Below are 21529 nucleotides of genomic sequence, written 5' to 3'. Positions count from 1 at the left end.
CTTAATCGTCGGGGCTTTGTGTTTTAAAAATACCCAATCAACGGTATAAGAAGCGTTATGCAAAAGAATTACTTTGCTGAAAATATTTTATATGAAAAAATTGATCATTCTGTCGTTCATTTTTTTATCTGCCACACAAATAGCTAAAGCCGATGTGTCAGTAGTTGTATCGGTTGATACAACCGACAAACAAAAAGTTTTGGTTAAAGTGAAGAGTTGGGGAAGTAGAGCCATTTATCTTTTAGGTAGCAATTATTTTACCGAAACAAGAGATGAAATTATAGAACAGATCGGTTTGAGCAAGTTTGAAGATGTTCAAAGCAAATGTTCTTCTTCAGGTTGGCCTTCAGCAATGTATGATGGCGAAGGTGATGAGGCTGTAGTAGATGCGAAAATGAATAAATTAAGGATGTATCAAATTGCGGTTTACCAGCATAAGTATAATGGCAATGTGTTTGAAAAAACTTCAATACTTGAAGTGCCTTATTCTGAAAATACTGAATGGGATGCTAATGTAAAATGGGAAGGGAGTATTTATTTTCTTATCAATGAAAAGGATGTAGAAGCAATAAAATCGGAATAAAAAATTACCGGTAAGATGGGGGATATTTTCATATCCCCATCTTACCGGCAATTGAATTAAATTTTTACTTTCAATACTAATTTTTTAACAATGCCTTCGCCAACACCTGCAGAGTGTACATCTTCAGGATAGAAAATAGCAAATTCTCCTTTCTTAATGGTGAAGTTGATCGCTGCAGTTTCCTTATAGTAGAAAGCATCTTTTTCGGTTAAGTAACCATCAATAGATGGAACACAATCGTGTAAAGGTTTCCAGCCATATTCTTCGCTGCCGGCAGGACAAACCTGTATGTCGATATAATTCTTATGAGATTCGAATTTGGTGGTTTCTCTGGTAGCACCTTCTTTTTCTGATACAAATCCGTGTATCTCTCTACCTTCTACTTCAAATTTACTTACAGGTAAATTATCAAAATCTAAGCTGCGGATGTATTCAAATGCTTTTGCAAATTTTGGATGCATTGAAAAATATTTGTCGGCGTTTTGGATGGAATCAACGATCATCGTTTTGGAATTTAAGTTGTTTATAAAGTTTGAAGGGCAAAGTTATAGGGTGGAAAGGGAAAATCAAAGGATTTGGAAGCTTGTCAAATATTTAAGGTTACTTAGCACTGTTTAAACGATATAAAGAAATGCTTAATGGTTATTAACAATGGCTTAAATATTATTAAGAATTGTTTAGTCTGTATTAATAACTGAGTAAATCTATAGCTTAAGGTCGCAATTTATTTCAACATCATCAATGGTTGCGCCACGGCTTTTGTAAAATTCAATTTTTTCGTCATTTGGATGCAAGTTTTTATTTCGTTCGAAATGAAGATTCAATCAATTTTAATCCTTCTTCGTCTTTTAATTTATCTTCATCACTTAATTGAGAGAGAATTAAAAATGAACTTGTGTCATTAGAATGAACAAATATCTTTAGGTCTCCTTTAAATATTCCAAGCAATTTCCCCCTGATCGTTGCGCCATGGCCAATATAATCACCCCATTTTTCAAAATATGAAACTGTGCCATTTTTCATTGTTACTTTTAATTGTTCTTTTATATGTAGATCTAAATGTTCCTGTTCATCTACTTTAGTGTTAATGAACATAAATGAAGCAAACGCCCCATTTGATGGAGAATTTAAGCTGAAATAGGTATCAATGTCATAATCTGAGTCTGTTGAATCGATTGTCCAATTGTCTGGATATTCCATCTTATAATTGGGTCTTGCCAAAAATCTCTTCTTAACGACGATAGGCTTTTCAATTTTATTTTCTTCCTTATTTTTATCCTCATTTGAGTTAATTGAGCAAGAAAAAAGAAAAGGTATAATTATTAATACAATGAATTTTTTCATTTTGAATTTTTGTAATTGCAGCATAAGGATCGGGCAATTTTATTTCATCTACTCAAATTTAATGATTTAACCACTATGAATAATATTCAACATAAATGTTTAATCATAGTGTCAGATAAAAAACTCCAATAAAAGTTCAATAACGGTATGCCGTACAAGTGAGTGACACAACGATGCTTAATAGTAGTACTGAAGTTTGTTGCAAAATTGTCTGAATCAGAATTAACAGAATTAGCAGTCTTTGAATATAGGATGCATTCACTTTCCGTGGAGACTAATTAGTTTACGGTCAGACGGAGACCGTCAGACCGGGTGTAAAAAAATCCGCCCTGAATTAACAGGGCGGATCAATATAAGAAACATTATCGTTCAATAATATTAACGTTGAACACGGCCGGAACCATCACCTTTTACAAGGTCTTTCACTTCAGCAAGTGTAGCATGGTTCAAATCACCAGGGATCGTGTGTTTCAAAGCAGAAGCAGCAACACCGAATTCAGCAGCGTCACTCATTTTCATACCTGTAACCAAACCATAGATCAAACCGCTTGCAAAGCTATCACCACTACCTACACGGTCAACAATACGCACAGCGTATTCTTTTGTGTGGTAGAATTCTGTACCATCATATACCAGTGCACTCCATCCGTTATCAGAAGCACTGTGGCTTTCACGTAATGAAGATGCGATGAATTTGAAACCAAATTTCGCTTTCATTTGTTGGAATACATCTTTGAAGCCATCAAGGTTCAATTCACCTTTGGTTACATCTGTATTAGCAGCTTTGAAACCAAGACATAGATCAGCATCTTCTTCGTTACCGATACATACATCAACAAATTCGCAAAGCTGAGTCATTACTTCACGAGCTTTTTCTTTAGTCCATAATTTTTTACGGAAGTTAAGATCGATAGAAGTTGTGATGCCTTTTGCTCTTGCAGCTTTTAAAGCAGCTAATGTTAAAGCAGCAGCTCTATCACTTAAAGCTGGCGTGATACCTGTTGTATGGAACCAATCAGCACCATCAAATATTTTATCCCAATCGAATTCGCTAGCATCAACTTCAGCAATTGAAGCATGTGCTCTGTCATAAACAACCTGAGATGCTCTCATTGAAGCACCTGTTTCAAGGAAGTAAATACCAAGTCTGTCGCCACCACGGGCAACGAATTGTGTATCTACACCATAACGGCGTAAATGATTGATAGCGGCCTGTCCGATTGGATTGTTTGGTACTTTACTTACAAAAACACCTTGCTCTCCGTAGTTACAGATTGCAGCAGAAACGTTGGCTTCACCACCACCGTATGTAATATCAAATGTATCAGCTTGTACAAATCTTTTGAAATCAGGAGTAGATAAGCGGAGCATGATCTCTCCAAGTGTTACGACTTTTTTTGGCATGATCGTTTAAGATTTTTTAAATGTGTGTATAAAATTGACTAAATTGGAGTGCAAATTTCTTTTATATTTTCAACAATAGCAACTAAAAACTACGATAACGATTGCGTAAAAATATCCCGTAATCTAGGGTATTTGAGATAACATTGCTGTCATTTTTAAACGATTAATCCTTTCTATTGTCATGGCAAAAAAAGAAGAGTTATTACAAGTAATCAAAGATCAGGGTGTTTTACCGTTATACTTCAATAAAGATACTGAAGTAAGTCTGCAAATTTTAAGAGCTTTATATAGTGCCGGTGTACGTACGGTTGAGTACACCAACAGGGGCGAAGCTGCTTTAGCGAACTTTAAAGCAATGAAGAAATTGTGTGAAGAAGAGTTAAAAGGTATGTACTTAGGTATAGGAACTATGAAAAATGGTGAAATGGCGCAGGCTTTTGTGGATGCCGGTACAGATTATTTAATTTGTCCGGGTTTGGTTGAAAGTGTTGCAAAAGTGGCCGATAAAAATGATATGCTTTGGGTGCCGGGTTGTATGACTCCGACTGAGATCATCGCCGCTGAAACACTAGGTGCAAAATTTGTAAAATTATTCCCGGGTAATATTTTGGGACCGGATTTTATGAGTGCTATCAAAGAATTGTTCCCGAATTTGATCTTCATGCCAACAGGTGGTGTTAATACCACAAAGGAAAACATCGGTGCATGGTTTAAAGCAGGTGTATCTTGTGTAGGTATGGGAAGTAAATTGATCAGCAAAGGATTGATGGAAGCGAAGGATTATGCAACGATCGAGAAATTAACGAAAGAAGTATTGGAAACTGTAAAAGCTGTAAAAGGTTAAAGAAGTTTAAGACGTTTAATAGGTTTAACAAGTTGAGCGAACTTCATAAACTTCTTTAACCTATTAAACCTATTAAACCTTTGAAACCTTTTAAACATATTGAACTTTTGAAACTAAAAAAACGATCAGCAAATGCCAAATGGAACCACAAAAATGACAAACTACCGTTGGGTAATTTGTTCAATGTTATTTTTTGCTACAACAATTAATTACTTAGATAGACAAGTGCTATCGCTTACATGGAAAGATTTTATTGTTCCTGAGTTTCATTGGAATAATAGTGACTATGGAAATATCACAGCGATATTTTCTATTGCCTATGCTGTATCAATGTTGCTTGCCGGTAGATTTGTTGATTACATGGATACAAAAAAAGGATTTTTGTGGGCAATAGGTATTTGGTCGATAGGTGCTTGCTTACATGCTTATTGTGGTATTGCCACTTCGGGTATATTGGCAGGAAAATGGTTTGTAGGTTTTCATGGAGCAAAAGAAGCTTTAAAATCTGTAAGCGATATAGCATTGATCACTTCAACAAGTGTTTCATTGTTTATAGTAGCCAGAATTGTATTAGCGCTTGGTGAAGCAGGTAACTTTCCTGCTGCCATAAAATCAACTGCAGAATATTTTCCAAAAAAAGCAAGAGCATTTGCTACGAGCGTTTTTAATGCCGGCGCAACTATCGGAGCGTTGGCTGCACCTCTAACCATTCCCGTTATTGCGGAAGCGTATGGTTGGGAAATGTCATTCATTATAATTGGTGCACTGGGCTTTGTATGGATGCTATTTTGGATACTGGTTTACAAAAAACCGGAAGTACATCCTAAAGTGAATGCGGCCGAACTTACCTATATTCAACAAGATGAAGATCCTGCTATCAATGCCGCAGATGTATCTGCCGGTAAGAAAATAACAATTGGTAAGGCATTTAAATACAAACAAACATGGGCATTTGTAATTGGTAAATTTTTGACTGATGGTGTATGGTGGTTCTTTTTATTTTGGACGCCGGCTTACCTGAGCTCGGTGTACGGATTGAATTCTTTGGAGAGCCGTCCACAAATTTTTACATTATATGCTATTACGCTTTTGTCTTTAATTGGTGGTTGGTTACCAAGTTATTTTGTTGATAAAAAAGGAATGGATCCTTATGCAGGAAGGATGAGAGCAATGTTGATATTTGCATTCTTTCCACTGTTAGCTTTATTAGCTCAACCTTTAGGTCACATATCTGTATGGATACCTATTTTGGTTATTGGTATTGCATGTGCTGCACACCAATCATGGTCGGCAAATATTTTTTCAACTGTTGGTGATATGTTCCCTAAATATGCGATTGCAACTATTACCGGAATTGGTGGTATGGCAGGCGGTTTGGGGTCTTTCTTGATCAACAAAGGTTCGGGTAAATTATTTGATTTTACTCAATTAAACTGGAGTACTGTTGGTGGTCAATCATTGCTTGAAAAATATCCTGCACTGGCAAATGCAGATACAGCTAAAACCTTTTTGACAGAACAAAGTGCAACAATGGGTACTAAAATTGGCAATGTTGAAGAGCTACTGAAAGCATTGACAAAAAGTGGAGTAGTAGTAGAGAATGGTATCAATACCGGCTATATGATCATTTTCGGTATTTGTGCTGTAGTATACTTAATTGGATGGGTGATCATGAAAACATTGGTTCCAAAATACAAACCAATTACAGACTTATAAACTAACCTCTCAAAATACAAACTGCCTCGATTTTATCGGGGCAGTTTTTTATAAGCTATTCATAAAAGTCTTTCTATATACAGAGGGTGTAGATCTTTTTACTTTCTGAAATTGCTTATTGAAATTTGCCAGTGTGCTATATCCGCTTTCGTAACAAATAGATTCAATGCTTTTTTGTGTATCCATCAACTGCGTACATGCATATCCTATACGTACTTCATTTAAAAAATTGATATAAGGCTTCTTGGCACATTTCTTAAAGTAATTGCAAAATGCAGGGGTACTCATATTTGCATAAGCGGCAATATCAGTTAGTGTAATGCTCTCTTGAAAGTTTTCAAAGGTGTATTGAAATATTTTATCAATGCGTTCTTTGTTTTTAAAAGTAAAATCTTTTACACCTTGCGTCGAAAGTTTTTCAAATTGTTTTTTCTCTGATAATAACTGCAGGCATTCACATAGTTTAATGATTCGTACAAATCCTTTGTGGTGTTCTAATGCTTTGATAAGGGGTGTAAGTGTGTCTTTTAGTTTTCCTGTAATTTTTAATCCTTTCAATGAATATTCTAAAAATTTCTTGATTGATTTGCTTTCCGGTAAATTAATGAATTCTTTTCCCCAGAAATCATCCCTGAATTGAATAACTACGGCATTTACAATTGTGTCCTTAGTAGTTTTTTGAAATGTATGCGGCAGGTTCGATCCGATAAAATAAATATCTCCCGGTTTAAAATCTCCTACATGGTCGCCGATAAAAATGACGCCTTCGCCTTCTGTGAATAAGATCAATTCATATTCAATATGCTGATGCCAGGGTATTTCAAACTTGGGAGTTCTGTACGTTTTTGCCAGAAAGGAAATCTCTTCTGTTAATGGCGGCTTTTCAATAAATGGCTTCATGTGTAACTATTTTAAGCATTAAACTTACTAAAGGTATAAAATATATTAAAATAGTTTTAGTTTTCAACAATAAAGTAGAAGGATTTCATAGGAGAATCTATAAAATTTGTACTATTAAAACGATTGTCTGTGTTACTATTAGGTTTAGATATTGGAACCTCTTCTGTTAAAGCATCCGTAGTAGATGCGGTTACTAAGAAAGTATTGGTATCCGTACAATACCCTCAGAATGAACGATTGATCAAATCTCTTGAACTTGGATGGGCAGAACAATCTCCAATGCAGTGGTGGGACGATGTAAAATCGGTTATCACAAAAGCCAATGCTACAAAATTGTACCATCCAAATGATATTGGTGCAATAGGAATTGCTTACCAAATGCATGGATTGGTTTTGATAGATAAAAATCAACAAGTTTTAAGGGATGCTATTATCTGGTGCGATAGTAGAGCTGTGGAAATTGGCAATAAAGCATTTGCTGATATTGGTCAAGAGGAATGTCTTACGCATTTATTGAACTCTCCCGGAAACTTTACTGCATCAAAACTGGCCTGGGTGAAACACAATGAACCTTTGACATACTCAAGAATTGATAAGGTGTTATTGCCGGGTGATTATATCTCATCAAAATTAACAGGAGAAATAACTACAACGGTTACGGCTTTATCAGAAGGAATATTCTGGGATTTTAAGAACAATGAGCTATCAAAAGATATAATTGAGTACTTTGGTTTTGACAAATCATTTTTTCCGTCTGTACGAAATGTTTTTGAAGAGCATGGAACACTTTCTTCAACTGTGGCCAACGAATTAGGATTAAGATCAGGGATAACAGTAAATTACAAAGCTGGAGATCAACCTAACAATGCACTATCATTAAATGTGTTGAACCCGGGTGAAGTAGCTGCTACTGCCGGCACTTCCGGAGTAATATATGCCGTTGGTGATCAGTTAAGTTATGATGCTGCATCAAGAGTGAATGGCTTTGCACATGTCAATCATGGTGTTGAAACCCGTATCGGTACATTGTTATGTATTAACGGATGCGGTAGTATGAATCGTTTGATAAAAGAAAGATTTGGTAAGGGACTTACCTATGACGAAATGAATACAGCCGCAAGGTCAATAACACCCGGCAGTAATGGATTGAATATTCTTCCGTTTTGTAATGGAGCTGAAAGGATATTGAAAAATAAACTAATTGATATTGATCTTTCATTTGTAAACAAACACAATGCTTCGGAAATTTTCAGAGCCACACAAGAGGGCATTGCATATGCATTCAGGTATGGGTTAGATATTATGCGATCAAACAATATTCATCCGAAAGTGATCAAAGCCGGAAGGGCCAATATGTTTTTAAGTGATGTATTTACACAGGTGTTTGCTGATGTAACCGATGTGCCCGTAGAAATATATGATTGCGATGGAAGTGTTGGAGCGGCTATTGGTGCAGGGATCGGGAAAAAAATATTTTCTCCAAAACAAGCCTTTGAAAACATTTCTCCTTTGCAGTTGATAGAGCCATCGCAACACGATCAATATGATGCGCTATATTATAAATGGGAAAGAAAATTATACAAAATTTTAAACAATAATTAAATAATTGGACAATGAAAGTAGTAACAGGCGACACGACTTATTTTAAAGAGATAGGTCAAATAAAATACGAAGGTTTACAAAGTGATAATCCGCTTGCATTTCGCTGGTACGATGAGAATAAGCTTGTTGCAGGGAAAACTATGAAAGAGTACTTGCGTTTCGCCTGTGCATATTGGCACTCCTTTGTTGGTAATGGTGGAGATCCTTTTGGTGAACCTACACATTTATATCCATGGAATGTAAAAACTGACGCTGTTGAAAGAGCAAAAGACAAAGCTGATGCAGCATTTGAATTCATTACAAAATTAGGCCTACCATACTATTGTTTTCATGATGTAGATGCAGTGGATTATACAAATGATATTGTTGAGAATGAAAAAAGATTACAAGCGATCACTGCTTATCTAAAACAAAAACAAGATGCAAGTGGTGTAAAATTATTATGGGGAACAGCAAACCTCTTTTCTAATAGAAGATATATGAATGGCGCTGCTACTAATCCGGATTTTCATGTGTTAACTCACGGTGCAGCACAAGTAAAATCTGCATTAGATGCTACGATAGCTTTAAACGGTGAGAACTATGTTTTTTGGGGAGGAAGAGAAGGTTATATGAGCTTGTTGAATACCAATATGAAAAAAGAACAAGAGCATTTTGCAATATTTTTACACGCTGCCAAAGACTATGCAAGACGTAACGGTTTTAAAGGAACATTCTTCATTGAGCCAAAACCTTGTGAACCAAGTAAACATCAATACGATTATGATAGTGCTACTGTTATTGGATTTTTAAGGCAATATCATTTGTTGGATGATTTTAAATTAAACATAGAAGTGAATCATGCAACACTAGCCGGTCATACATTTCAGCATGAATTGCAAGTTGCTGCAGATGCAGGCGTGTTAGGAAGTATTGATGCCAATAGAGGAGATTATCAAAATGGCTGGGATACAGATCAGTTTCCGAATAATATCAATGAGATCGTAGAAGCGATGTTAGTCATAGTAGAAGCAGGAGGGATAACTCCGGGTGGAATTAATTTTGATGCTAAAAGAAGAAGAAACAGCACAGATGCTGCGGATCTGTTTCATGCACATATCGGTGCTATGGATACATTCGCCAGAGCCTTGATCATTGCAGATAATATTCTACAAAAATCGGAGTACAAAAAAATACGAGCAGAACGATATGCAAGTTTTGATAGCTCAGTAGGTAAAGCTTTCAAAGCAGGAAAATTAACCTTAGAGGATCTGAGAACATATGCAATTGAAAATGGGGAACCTGAGTTGATCAGTGGTAAGCAGGAATATCTTGAGAATATTATTAATCGCTATATTTAATGATAATTTAAAACAACAAACGATATGCAAAGCCTGCACCAATTCGACTATTTAGTATTTCTTTTTTATTTTGTTGTAGTGGCCGGTTACGGTTATTGGATATACAGAAAAAAGAAAAAAGCAACAGTAACCGCTTCACATGATTATTTTTTGGCAGAAGGTTCACTTACCTGGTGGGCAATCGGCGCCTCGTTAATTGCTTCTAATATTTCTGCGGAGCAATTTATCGGTATGAGTGGGAGTGGTTTCAAAATGGGATTGGCTATATCAACTTATGAGTGGATGGCAGCAGCAACATTGATGATCGTTGCAATATTCTTCATTCCTGTTTATCTGAAGAATAAAATATACACCATGCCACAATTTTTAAATCAGCGGTATAATGGAACAGTGGCAATGATCATGGCTGTGTTCTGGTTATTATTATATGTTGTGGTAAACCTCACATCAATTTTATATTTGGGTGCTTTAGCCATTAATGCAATATCAGGAATCAATACAACACTTTGTATGTATGTGCTGGCTGCATTTGCTGTAGTTATCACATTAGGCGGAATGAAAGTGATCGGCTATACAGATGTGATTCAGGTTTTCTTTTTAATTCTTGGTGGATTGGTTACAACTTATTTGGCATTGAATCTGGTTTCTGAAAAATTTGGAACGACAGGTACTGTTAATGGATTTAAATTGCTGATGGAACATGCCGATGATCATTTTCACATGGTTTTTAAAAAAGATAACCCTAATTATATGGATCTGCCTGGGCTTACTATTTTGATTGGCGGTATGTGGATCGTAAATCTGAATTACTGGGGATGCAACCAATACATTACTCAAAGAGCATTAGGTGCCGATATAAAAACTGCAAGAAGTGGAATTTTATTTGCCGCATTTTTAAAATTGTTGATGCCTGTAATTGTTGTACTTCCGGGTATAGCGGCATATGTATTACATCAGCAAGGGAATTTTCAAACCGAAATGTTACAAGGTGGAGAATTAAATCCCGATAAAGCTTACCCCGTTTTGTTAAACCTATTGCCTGCAGGGCTTAAAGGACTTGCCTTTGCGGCTTTAACGGCTGCTATTGTTGCATCGTTAGCCGGTAAAGCAAACAGCATTTCTACCATTTTTACATTAGATATTTATAAGAAAAGAATAAACCCTGATGCCGATGAGAAGAAGATGGTAAATATAGGGAAATGGACAGTACTAACGGCTATGCTTATAGCAATCATCATTGCCCCGTTAATGGGTATCGATAAAAAAGGAGGATTCCAATACATACAGGAATATACCGGCTTTGTATCCCCGGGTATTTTTGCCATGTTTATTCTTGGTTTTTTCTGGAAGAAAACAACATCCAACGCTGCACTGTTTGCAACGATCGGTGGATTTGCATTTTCGCTTTTCTTTAAATTTCTGCCGGGTATAATGGATCTTTCATTCTTGGCACAATTCGGATTTTCTAAAGCAAATGATAAAGGTGTATATGAAATTCCTTTTTTAGATAGAATGGGTTTTGTATTTGCTATATGTGTGATTGGGATGGTACTGATCAGTTTATGGGACAACAGAAAAGGTGTACGGCCTCATGGTTTGGAAGTAGATAGAAAAATGTTTAAACTATCACCGGGTTTTGCAGCAGGTGCATTAATTGTTTGTGGAATTTTAGCGGCCTTGTATACAATTTACTGGTAAAATTTATGAAAGTAGTATTGATCAATTTTGTGGGTTTGTTTCTTTTTGTTTCTGTAAATGCACAGATACAAAGAAAGATTGTTGCATCAGATACCTTGTATGTGTCGAAAGTATGGGTAGCGGACAATGGCGATGGCACTTTCAAAAATCCCATCATTCATGCAGATTATAGCGACCCCGATGCTATACGGGTTGGCGATGATTATTACATGATCGCTTCGAGTTTTGATGCAGTCCCCGGTTTGCCGATCCTGCATTCAAAAGATCTAGTAAACTGGACGATTATTGGTCATGCATTGTTGCGTCAACCACCATTTGAACATTTTTCAAAAACACAACATGGTAATGGCGTTTGGGCTCCGGCCATTCGCTATCACAATAAAGAATTTTATATCTATTATCCCGATCCTGATTTTGGTATCTATCTTACCAAAGCAAAAAACATAAGAGGGCCATGGACCGATCCGGTATTGGTAGAAGCAGGTAAAGGACTGATAGATCCTTGTCCTCTATGGGATGATAACGGTAAAGCATACCTGGTACATGCATATGCAGGAAGTAGAGCGGGGATTAAATCGGTGATCGTTGTAAAGCAATTAAATGCAACGTTCGATAAAACGATCGATGCCGGCGTATTGGTATATGATGGACATGAAACGGATCCAACGATTGAAGGGCCTAAATTCCATAAACGTAATGGTTATTATTACATTTTTGCACCTGCCGGCGGGGTAGGTACAGGATGGCAATTGGTTCTACGAAGTAAAAATATTTATGGACCTTATGAACGTAAAGTTGTAATGGATCAGGGTAAAACAAAGATCAACGGGCCACATCAAGGCGCATGGGTAGATACAAAAACAGGAGAGAATTGGTTCATACATTTTCAGGATAAAGAGGCTTATGGAAGAGTGGTGCATTTGCAACCGATGAAGTGGATCAATGACTGGCCCGTCATTGGTGTTGATAAAGATATAGATGGTAAAGGAGAACCTGTTCTTGAGTATCAAAAACCTAATGTTGGAAAAGTATATCCGATCGTTACACCGCAAGAGAGCGATGAATTTAATGATAATAAATTGGGATTGCAATGGCAATGGCAGGCAAATCCACAGGCAACCTGGGCATTCACTAATCAGGCAAATGGAGCATTACGATTGTATAGTTCAACCATGCCGGACAGTATGAAAAATTATTGGTTTTTACCAAATGTTTTATTGCAAAAATTTCCTGCAGAAATATTTACTGCTACAACTAAATTTTCTTTTCATCCGAAAATAGATGGAGAGCAATTTGGCTTTGGTGTAATGGGTTTAGATTATACATTCCTGACGCTGACAAAAGTATCGGATAGTATTTATTTAAGTTATTCTACTTGCCGGAGCGCTGATAAAGGTGCTCGAGATGTACCACATGTTATTGAATCGATGCAATCTAACAATATATATTTTAAGATCGATGTAGTTAGAAAAATAACAGGCGGAGCATCATACAGACTTTATTATAGTACTGATGGAGCCGTATTTAAACAAATTCCTGATATTTTTACTGCAGAACCCGGCAAGTGGATAGGTGCTAAAATTGGTTATTTCTGCACGAGAGATAAAAAGACCAACGATGCAGGCTATGCAGATATTGACTGGTTTAGAATTACAAAGAATTAGAGCACAAAAGTGAAAAAATATTTTTATTCTATACTCATCTTGTTTATTTCCACTAATATTCTTGGACAAAAAAATATGGAGATGCCCTTGTATGATAGTATTGTGCCAAATTCGATAAAAGCTACTGTTGGAGAAAAAACAATTTTAGTCAATGGTACAAGAAGAATTTATACAGTCGTTAAGCCAACACTAACAGTTTTTTTTCCAAAACATCCGAATGGGAAGTCTGTGATCATTTGTCCGGGTGGCGGATACCAACGATTGTCAATTGATAATGAAGGCGTTTTTGTTGCGAAAGAATTGAACAAACTGGTTATTACTGCTTTCGTCTTGAAATATCGTTTGCCTAACGATACAATTATGATCGATAAAACGATTGGCCCTTTGCAAGATGCTCAGCAAGCAATAAGAATTGTACGTAAAAATGCTGTCGAATGGAAATTGGATAAAAAGCAAGTTGGTATCATGGGGTTTTCTGCAGGTGGGCATTTAGCCTCAACTGCCGCTACACATTTTAATTTTACTGCTGAAAGAACGATCAATGATAGCATATCTGTAAGACCGGATTTTGCCATATTGATCTATCCCGTTATTAGTTTTGCTGATTCAATTGCACATCAGGGTTCACGTGACAGATTGATCGGAAAAGATGCCAAAAAAGAAATGACTGAATTATTTTCAAATGAATTGAAGGTAACAAAGGAATGCCCGCCCGTATTTATTGTTCATGCAGGTGATGATGCAACTGTTCCGGTTGAAAACAGCATTCGATTTTATCAGGCTTGTATAAAAAATAAAGTTCAGGCAGAAATGCACATATACCCTGCAGGTGGTCATGGCTTTGGTTTGGAGAATACTACTACAAAAGATAAGTGGATCGATCGGTTAGCCAACTGGATCAAAACATTGAAATAATCATTAAAAAACAATTCTACCGATTTAGTGTTTTACTTTTGTAGTCAAATACTCTAAATGGCGTACAAATCTCTGGAAGAATGTTTACTGGACCTTGAAAGAGCAGGGCAACTTGTTCGTATCAAAGAAGAAGTAGATCCATATCTTGAAATGGCAGCCATACATTTACGTGTACACGAAGCAGGTGGGCCGGCAATCTTATTTGAAAATGTAAAGGGAAGTAAATTCAGAACAGTATCAAATATTTTCGGAACGCTTGAAAGGAGTAAATTTATTTTCAGAGATACACTATCATCGGTTCAGCAATTGATCGAATTAAGAAATGATCCGATCAAAGCCATCAAACATCCCATCAAAAATTTTGCTGCAGGATTAGCAGCACTTAAGGCATTACCGTTAAAAGATCCTTTTTCAAAACCTGTCTTATTTGAAGAAATACAGATTTCCGATTTGCCACAAATACATCATTGGTCAAAAGATGGCGGAGCATTTGTAACATTACCGCAAGTATATACAGAAGATATTGATAAGCCCGGAATCATGAATGCAAATCTTGGAATGTATCGCATTCAGCTTTCCGGCAATGAATATGAACTTAACAAAGAAGTTGGATTGCATTATCAATTGCATAGAGGTATAGGTGTACATCAAACTAAAGCAAATAAAAAAGGTTTGCCTTTGAAAGTCAGCATATTTGTCGGCGGACCGCCATCGCACAGTGTTGCAGCTGTTATGCCTTTACCGGAAGGGATCAGTGAGATGACATTTGCTGGAGTGTTAGGTGGAAGAAGATTCAGGTATACTCACGTAGATGGATATGCGATTAGTACTGATGCTGATTTTGTTATTACAGGCGAAGTATATCCGGATGAAAATAAGCCTGAAGGGCCCTTTGGAGACCATTTAGGCTACTACAGTCTTAAACATCCTTTCCCTGTAATGAGAGTACATAAGGTGTTTGCAAAGAAAAATGCGATATGGCCTTTTACGGTTGTTGGTCGTCCGCCGCAAGAAGATACCAGCTTTGGAAATTTGATACATGAAATTACAGGCTCAGCTATTCAAAAAGAAATACCGGGTTTGAAAGAAGTGCATGCGGTAGATGCAGCTGGCGTTCATCCTTTACTGTTAGCGATAGGCAGCGAACGTTACACACCCTATCAACAAACCAAACAACCGGCTGAAATTCTTACCATTGCAAATCATATTTTGGGAACAGGGCAATTGAGTCTAGCCAAATTTTTATTTATTACTGCTGATGAAACCAATCAAGTGTCTACCCATAATATTGAATCATATTTAAAATTCATTCTGGAAAGGATCGATCTGTCACGAGATGTACATTTTTATACCAATACTACGATTGATACATTGGATTATTCCGGAACATCTCTAAATAGTGGGAGTAAAGTTGTTTTTGCAGCATATGGAGATGTAGTAAGAAATTTATCTACGGAAATTCCGGAATGCTTCAGAAATTTGAAAACATTTGAAAACCCGGTTGTCATATTACCAGGTATTATTGCTTTGCAAACTAAAGCATTTACAAATTATGAAAATGCTGAAACAGAAATGCAATCTTTGAATGATCAGCTTTCATCTGCCCAAAACATTTCTTTATTAAATGAGTTCCCAATTATCATTATTTGTGATGATGCCAGTTTCATAGCATCACATTTGAATAATTTTCTATGGGTAACATTCACCAGATCCAACCCGTCTCATGATATATATGGGATAGGAAGTTTTAGTATAAATAAACATTGGGGCTGCACCGGATCACTAATATTTGATGCCAGAATAAAGCCTCATCATGCGCCTCCTGTAGAGAAAAGTGCTGAAACAGAAGAATATATTCAAAAAATATTTAATAAAGGAGGAAGTTTATTTATCTTCAATAAATAAGGAGAATGCGCTTTTAACATTTTATTGTTGTTATATTCCCAAACATTATTTATCTTAGCATTAGTGCCTACCACTAAGGGTTTTGAGGTTTTTTATAATGAAAACTAATTAAAACTTTCCTGATTACTGCGATTTGAATTGCCCCATGAGAACAGATAGTTAATATTATAATATTTTAATTGTCTGATAATTTTAATCTGTTGTTCAATATTCTTTGTATAAATACGTTATTCACTTTTTTTGGCCAATGTTAGTAAAAACCAACTGTATACGTTTTACGTAAGGTATAATTTTACACGAACCCTTATTAATCTTTATGAAAATTCTTTTACATTCTATTACCTTTTTACTCTTAATGGTTAGTGCTACCAATGTTTTAGCACAAAGAACAGCATCAGTCAGCGGAAACTGGAATAATACTGCTACCTGGGGTGGAGCTTCTGTACCTACATCTACAGATGCTGTTACGATTAATGGTAATGTCACCGTTACTGTCAATGTTTCAAATGCTACTTGCCTTTCCATGGCAATTAATCCAAGTAATAATAACCAAACAGGAACCTTGGCCTTCACTAGTGGGGGTGTAGTTGCAGTTTTGGGAAACGTTACTATTGGAGGTAGTGGAAACAGAGCCGGTTCTATTGATATGAGCTCCGGCGGTACTTTGCAATTAACCGGGGCGTTCACAATATCAAACCTAAATACTTTTACTGCTGGAACCGGAACAATCGAATATAATGGTTCTGGGGCTCAAACGGTAACTAGTGGCTTAGGTAACTATTATAACTTAACAGTTAGTAACGGTAATACTAAAACTACTGCTGCAACACAAACAGTCTCTAATTCGTTAAATGTTGGAGCAAATACAACTCTTAATTTTAATGCAGGCCCTTTAACTGTAGGTGACTTGCAAGGCTCCGGTACTGTTGCAGTTACTGGAACCACAGCACGTTTACTAACTGTGGGAGGTAATAATGCAAGTACTACATTCTCAGGTGTAATAAGTCAGACGAGTACTGGTGTAGTAACTCTTACAAAGAATGGAACGGGTACTTTAACACTTAGCGGTACAAATACTTATGCAGGTTTAACTACAATATCTGCAGGTGCTTTAAATATTCAAAATGCACAGGGTACAGGTACAACTGCAGGAGGTGTAACAGTTGCGTCCGGGGCTGCTCTTGAATTACAAGGAAACATTACGGTAGGTGCTGAAGCATTGACTTTAAATAATGCTGGTATAAGCAGCGGAGGTTCCTTAAGAAATATAAGTGGTAACAACACTTGGGGAGGTACAATTACCCTTTCAACAAATGCTGTAAGAATAAATTCAGATGCAGGAACCCTAACTTTAAATGCTTCAAATGCTATTACGGCCACTGCTATTAATTTAACAGTAGGCGGAGCTGGTAATACCGATATTTCAGGAACTATTACTACCACTAGCGGTACTCTGACAAAAGATGGTAATGGAACTTTAACTGTTTCCGGAACCAATACTTATACCGGAGCAACAGCTGTGTCTGCCGGCGTATTAAATGTTAGAAATGCACAAGGTACAGGTACAACTGCAGGAGGCGTAACAGTTGCGTCTGGAGCTGCTCTTGAATTACAAGGAAATATTACGGTAGGTGCTGAAGCACTGACTTTAAATAATGCTGGTATAAGCAGCGGAGGTTCGTTAAGAAATATAAGTGGTAACAACACTTGGGGAGGTACAATTACCCTTTCAACAAATGCTGTAAGAATAAATTCAGATGCAGGAACCCTAACTTTAAATGCTTCAAATGCTATTACGGCCACTGCTATTAATTTAACAGTAGGCGGAGCTGGTAATACTGATATTTCTGGAACCATTACTACCACAAGCGGTACTTTAACAAAAGATGGTAATGGAACTTTAACTGTTTCAGGAACCAATACCTATACAGGAGCAACAGTTGTGTCTGCCGGCGTATTAAATGTTAGAAATGCACAAGGTACTGGTACTACTGCTGGTGGTGTTACAGTTTCATCAGGCGCTTCATTGGAATTACAAGGAGGTATTACCGTTGGTGCCGAAGCATTGACCATTTCCGGAACGGGCCCTAGCGGTAATGCTGCATTAGATAATGTGAGCGGTAACAATACCTGGGGAGGTACAATAACCCTTGCCGCAGATGCTACCATCCGAAATCAATCAGGGAATTTTACAATCAATAATGCATCGGCTGTAGTTACAGCTGGTTATTTGGTTACCCTAGGTGGTAACTCAACAGGTGGAAGTATTAGCGGAGTGATCAGTGGCACAGGTGGGGTTCGTAAAGTAACTGCAAACGGAATTTGGACCTTAAGTGGCGCTAACACTTATAGCGGTGTTACATTAGTAAATGCCGGAACATTAAAAGCGGGTGTTGCAACCAATGCATTTGGTTCTAATTCAGCTGTTATTATGACAAATGTTTCCAGCGCCGTTTTGGATATTAACGGCTTTAATAATGCGATCGGTTCTTTAACCGGCGGGGGTACTACTGGTGGAAATGTTGTACTTGGTAGTGCAACACTTACAATTGGAGGAGACAACACTAGTCCTGGTGCTTATGCTGCCGTAATCAGTGGTACAAGTGGGACACTTACTAAAATTGGTTCCGGTACATTGACATTAACAAATGCTAATACTTATACAGGGCTTACAACAGTAAGTGCCGGTACATTACAATTAAACAAAACCGGAGGGACTACAATACCTTCTACCAATTCGGTAGAAATAAATGGAACAGGTACTTTACAAATCAGCCAGGATCAAAGCATTGCCAATTTTACAAGTACTTCCGGAACAGGAGTCTTGCTGGTAGATGCAAGTAAAACCTACACCATTACAGGATCCTACAGCGCAACTACCGGAACAATTAACGATCAGGGTACAATTAAATTAAATGGTGGGGCAGTTTCATTTCCAGGCTCTGGTGTAACGGTTAATAACGGTACCGCAAATACGCTTACAAATTTTGAAGCGGCTAGTTCAGCAACAGTAACTCAAACAGCCAATATCAGTGTTGCAGGGAATCTAACAGTTTCTTCAGGAACATTAGATATGTCTACCTATACTATTGATAGAGCAAGCGCAGGGGGTACGCTTACTTTATCAAACGGTGCTACTTTAAAAATTGGCAGTACTAACAGTATTCCTGCAAATTATTCTACTCATGCTATTGGTAGCACAAGTACGATTGAATATGCCGGATCAAATCAATCCATAGCTACATTAAATTCTTCACAGAGCTATGGTAATATAGTTTTATCAGGCTCAGGAACTAAAACATTAGGTGGAAATATTTCGGTGGCAACTAACTGGACACGAAATTCAGGACCATTGTTTAATGCAAATAATAACACAGTTACTTTTACGGGCTCTTCTGCAAGTGCTATTTCAGCCCCTTCAAGCGGAACCAGAGATGCTAATGGAGCATATGGAGGGGAAACCTTTCATTATTTAGTGTTAAATAAAAATGCTAAAGCAACAAAACTTAATTTATCGTCTAACCTAACGGTTACCAAAACACTAACATTAACAACAGGAACTTTAGAGTTAAATTCGTCTGATGTGTTGTTGCCTTCAAATGCAACATCAACTGCCGATCTGGCTTCAGTTAATACTACCAATGCTGACATAACCTATTCTTCAACAGGTAGATTTATCATACAGCGGTATGTTGGTAATACAAGTTCGGTTCGTACATGGAGATTTTTAACTGCTCCATTGCAAGCTAGCGATCCATTAACCATTAATGATGCATGGCAGGAAGGACAAGTTAATCCGGATAGAACAACGCCTAATGCCACGAACCCATCACCAGGTTTTGGAACACATATTACCGGACCGAATAGTGCTTATGATGCAGCAAAAGGATTTGATCATGGACTGGGTAACAATGGTTATTCAATTGAATATTTTGACAATACGGGTGCTAGTACAAAATTGAGTTATCCTGCTAATACAAAATCTACCACATTGATGAGCCAGTTAGCATGGGGTATTTTTATAAGAGGAGATAGAGGTTTTGTAATTGGCGATCAATATGCAAGTTCTGCAAGTACAATACTCGAACCAAAAGGAAAGATCAATATTGGAGATGTTACATCTACTATAGTTGCCAATAGAACAAATGTTGTAGGTAATCCTTATCCTTGTCAGATCAATATGGCTGGTGTTAGTATTGCAGGCTTTACACAACAAGATTTTAAATTATGGGATCCTAAGGCATTCTCCAATTATTCAAATACGGGAAAATATATTTTCTTCAATTGGAATGGTGCCGGCTATGATGTGAACAACGGCCCTACAACTACCTGGGCATATCCGGGTACAGTTGAATCAAGCGAAGCTTTTTTAACATACAATACGGTACCGGGTACATCAGTTGTTTTTCATGAGTCAGATAAAGTAACCGGAGCAAGTACACTTAACGGTATTCAGAGCCGTCCTGTAGCAGGTAACAGGCCACAGGGAAATCCTTTTGCAAAGCTTCAGGTAGATCTTCAGTTCTACGACAATCCTTCTCATAAATTTAATTATACTTCAGGTGCAAACTCATATTTTAATCCTGCGTTTAATAAAAATGTGATTGTCGGTGAAGACAATATTTCACCGGTGGGTAGTGCTTTAGCAGAGATACGAATTTTGAAAGATGGGTATCAGTTGTCAACCAATAGAGAACCGATCATCGATGCTGATGATACAGTTCAGTTATACTTGTCTAACTTAAATAATGGAAATCACAGAGTAGTTGTTTCGTCAAAATATTTTGTGCCGAGTTCATCAGCTCTTTTGGTAGATAAATATCTGGTTACGGAAACTCCAATCATAATAGGAAATACAGATTCAACTTTTTATGAATTTACAGTTACCGGAGATGTTCAATCTAAAAGATCTGACAGGTTCATGGTTGTGCTGAGGCCATCAACAACGTTGCCCGTAAAATTCAGTAATGTAAAAGCATCCAAACAAATTGATGCAATAGCAGTACAATGGAAAATTGAAAATGCAGTGAACGCAAAATCATTTGAAGTTGAAAGATCAGCCGATGGAGTTCATTTTACAAAAGTAAATACGCAGGCTGTTGCTAATACAACGAATGAATCATATAGCTGGTTGGATGTTGCTCCTAACAAAACAGATAATTATTACCGAATTGTTTTGGTTGATCAATCAGGTGCTGTAACATATAGTCAGGTTGTAGTTGTAAAAGCTTCTAGTACATCAAACTCAATTAAAGTTTTCCCTACAGTTGTTGAAAATAACACTATGAACATTCAGTTCAACAATCAGGCATTCGGTAAATACATTGTCAAATTATATAGCCATGCAGGACAACTTGTACATAGAAATGAAGTGAACGGACAAAGTAATGTATGGACAGAGGCTTTATCACTTCCTTCATCTTTACAAAAAGGCGCTTACAATGTTGAGATTCAAACCCCTTCAGGCAAAAAAATAATCAACAAGATCATACTTCAATAAGATCAGCAATAAACACGTTGAAAAAACTGCTACTTCGGTGGCAGTTTTTTTTATGCTTTCATAATGATTACCTATTTACTGCGGATATTAACAAAACGTTTAGAAATGACATCG

At 37.0% G+C, this 21529-nt stretch carries 14 protein-coding genes; 10 read left to right on the top strand and 4 right to left on the bottom strand.

Annotation, left to right across the window (positions count from 1 at the left end; all coding sequences use genetic code 11):
* Positions 1 to 91 precede the first annotated feature (91 nt).
* Positions 92 to 583: a hypothetical protein gene (locus ACQ33O_RS10400; RefSeq protein WP_430995516.1), complete on the top strand. Its 492-nt coding sequence runs from the start codon at positions 92 to 94 to the stop codon at positions 581 to 583.
* 56 nt (positions 584 to 639) lie between these two features.
* Here ACQ33O_RS10400 and ACQ33O_RS10395 read toward each other — a convergent pair whose 3' ends face one another.
* The 3 genes from ACQ33O_RS10395 to ACQ33O_RS10385 all read right to left on the bottom strand — a co-directional run bounded on the left by ACQ33O_RS10395 (position 640) and on the right by ACQ33O_RS10385 (position 3331).
* Entirely contained in the window at positions 640 to 1086 is a 447-nt protein-coding gene (locus tag ACQ33O_RS10395) for a YhcH/YjgK/YiaL family protein (protein ID WP_430995515.1), read from the bottom strand.
* Between the two features lie 295 nt (positions 1087 to 1381).
* Positions 1382 to 1927, bottom strand: a complete 546-nt coding sequence (locus ACQ33O_RS10390) for a hypothetical protein (RefSeq protein WP_430995514.1) — start codon at positions 1925 to 1927, stop codon at positions 1382 to 1384.
* A 378-nt stretch (positions 1928 to 2305) separates the two neighbouring features.
* Positions 2306 to 3331, bottom strand: coding sequence for a PfkB family carbohydrate kinase (locus tag ACQ33O_RS10385; protein ID WP_430995513.1), 1026 nt, complete (start codon positions 3329 to 3331; stop codon positions 2306 to 2308).
* 181 nt (positions 3332 to 3512) lie between these two features.
* Between ACQ33O_RS10385 and ACQ33O_RS10380 the strand changes: the two genes are divergently transcribed.
* Positions 3513 to 4175, top strand: a complete 663-nt coding sequence (locus tag ACQ33O_RS10380) for a bifunctional 4-hydroxy-2-oxoglutarate aldolase/2-dehydro-3-deoxy-phosphogluconate aldolase (RefSeq protein ID WP_430995512.1) — start codon at positions 3513 to 3515, stop codon at positions 4173 to 4175.
* Positions 4176 to 4307: 132 nt separating this feature from the next.
* The gene (locus ACQ33O_RS10375) at positions 4308 to 5891 is read left to right on the top strand and encodes an MFS transporter (RefSeq protein WP_430995511.1); all 1584 of its coding nucleotides are present in this window, start codon (positions 4308 to 4310) and stop codon (positions 5889 to 5891) included.
* A 48-nt stretch (positions 5892 to 5939) separates the two neighbouring features.
* On the opposite strand, the gene ACQ33O_RS10370 is transcribed toward ACQ33O_RS10375, so the two are convergent.
* A complete protein-coding gene (locus ACQ33O_RS10370) occupies positions 5940 to 6791 on the bottom strand; it encodes an AraC family transcriptional regulator (protein ID WP_430995510.1) in 852 nt (283 codons plus the stop codon).
* A 129-nt stretch (positions 6792 to 6920) separates the two neighbouring features.
* On the opposite strand from ACQ33O_RS10370, the gene ACQ33O_RS10365 reads away from it, so the two are divergent.
* The 7 genes from ACQ33O_RS10365 to ACQ33O_RS10335 all read left to right on the top strand — a co-directional run bounded on the left by ACQ33O_RS10365 (position 6921) and on the right by ACQ33O_RS10335 (position 21415).
* On the top strand, positions 6921 to 8393 hold the full coding sequence (locus ACQ33O_RS10365) for a xylulokinase (RefSeq protein ID WP_430995509.1): 1473 nt from the start codon (positions 6921 to 6923) through the stop codon (positions 8391 to 8393).
* A gap of 11 nt (positions 8394 to 8404) precedes the next feature.
* Positions 8405 to 9733: a xylose isomerase gene (xylA, locus tag ACQ33O_RS10360; RefSeq protein WP_430995508.1), complete on the top strand. Its 1329-nt coding sequence runs from the start codon at positions 8405 to 8407 to the stop codon at positions 9731 to 9733.
* A 24-nt stretch (positions 9734 to 9757) separates the two neighbouring features.
* A complete protein-coding gene (locus ACQ33O_RS10355) occupies positions 9758 to 11431 on the top strand; it encodes a sodium/sugar symporter (RefSeq protein WP_430995507.1) in 1674 nt (557 codons plus the stop codon).
* A gap of 5 nt (positions 11432 to 11436) precedes the next feature.
* Complete coding sequence (locus ACQ33O_RS10350) at positions 11437 to 13095, top strand: glycoside hydrolase family 43 protein (protein WP_430995506.1); 1659 nt, start codon at positions 11437 to 11439, stop codon at positions 13093 to 13095.
* Positions 13096 to 13104: 9 nt separating this feature from the next.
* Complete coding sequence (locus ACQ33O_RS10345; protein WP_430995505.1) at positions 13105 to 14010, top strand: alpha/beta hydrolase; 906 nt, start codon at positions 13105 to 13107, stop codon at positions 14008 to 14010.
* Between the two features lie 57 nt (positions 14011 to 14067).
* On the top strand, positions 14068 to 15915 hold the full coding sequence (locus tag ACQ33O_RS10340) for a UbiD family decarboxylase (protein ID WP_430995504.1): 1848 nt from the start codon (positions 14068 to 14070) through the stop codon (positions 15913 to 15915).
* A 316-nt stretch (positions 15916 to 16231) separates the two neighbouring features.
* Complete coding sequence (locus ACQ33O_RS10335; protein WP_430995503.1) at positions 16232 to 21415, top strand: autotransporter-associated beta strand repeat-containing protein; 5184 nt, start codon at positions 16232 to 16234, stop codon at positions 21413 to 21415.
* Positions 21416 to 21529 lie beyond the last annotated feature (114 nt).

Source organism: Ferruginibacter sp. SUN002, assembly GCF_050611725.1.
Lineage (GTDB): Bacteria > Bacteroidota > Bacteroidia > Chitinophagales > Chitinophagaceae > Ferruginibacter.
This window is presented reverse-complemented; position numbering and strand designations above follow the sequence as displayed.

Coding starts and splice junctions, on each gene's coding strand:
- ACQ33O_RS10400 (WP_430995516.1), top strand. CDS start 92: ATGAAAAAATTGATCATTCTGTCGTTCATTTTTTTATCTGCCACACAA.
- ACQ33O_RS10395 (WP_430995515.1), bottom strand. CDS start 1,086: ATGATCGTTGATTCCATCCAAAACGCCGACAAATATTTTTCAATGCAT.
- ACQ33O_RS10390 (WP_430995514.1), bottom strand. CDS start 1,927: ATGAAAAAATTCATTGTATTAATAATTATACCTTTTCTTTTTTCTTGC.
- ACQ33O_RS10385 (WP_430995513.1), bottom strand. CDS start 3,331: ATGCCAAAAAAAGTCGTAACACTTGGAGAGATCATGCTCCGCTTATCT.
- ACQ33O_RS10380 (WP_430995512.1), top strand. CDS start 3,513: ATGGCAAAAAAAGAAGAGTTATTACAAGTAATCAAAGATCAGGGTGTT.
- ACQ33O_RS10375 (WP_430995511.1), top strand. CDS start 4,308: ATGCCAAATGGAACCACAAAAATGACAAACTACCGTTGGGTAATTTGT.
- ACQ33O_RS10370 (WP_430995510.1), bottom strand. CDS start 6,791: ATGAAGCCATTTATTGAAAAGCCGCCATTAACAGAAGAGATTTCCTTT.
- xylA (WP_430995508.1), top strand. CDS start 8,405: ATGAAAGTAGTAACAGGCGACACGACTTATTTTAAAGAGATAGGTCAA.
- ACQ33O_RS10355 (WP_430995507.1), top strand. CDS start 9,758: ATGCAAAGCCTGCACCAATTCGACTATTTAGTATTTCTTTTTTATTTT.
- ACQ33O_RS10350 (WP_430995506.1), top strand. CDS start 11,437: ATGAAAGTAGTATTGATCAATTTTGTGGGTTTGTTTCTTTTTGTTTCT.
- ACQ33O_RS10340 (WP_430995504.1), top strand. CDS start 14,068: ATGGCGTACAAATCTCTGGAAGAATGTTTACTGGACCTTGAAAGAGCA.
- ACQ33O_RS10335 (WP_430995503.1), top strand. CDS start 16,232: ATGAAAATTCTTTTACATTCTATTACCTTTTTACTCTTAATGGTTAGT.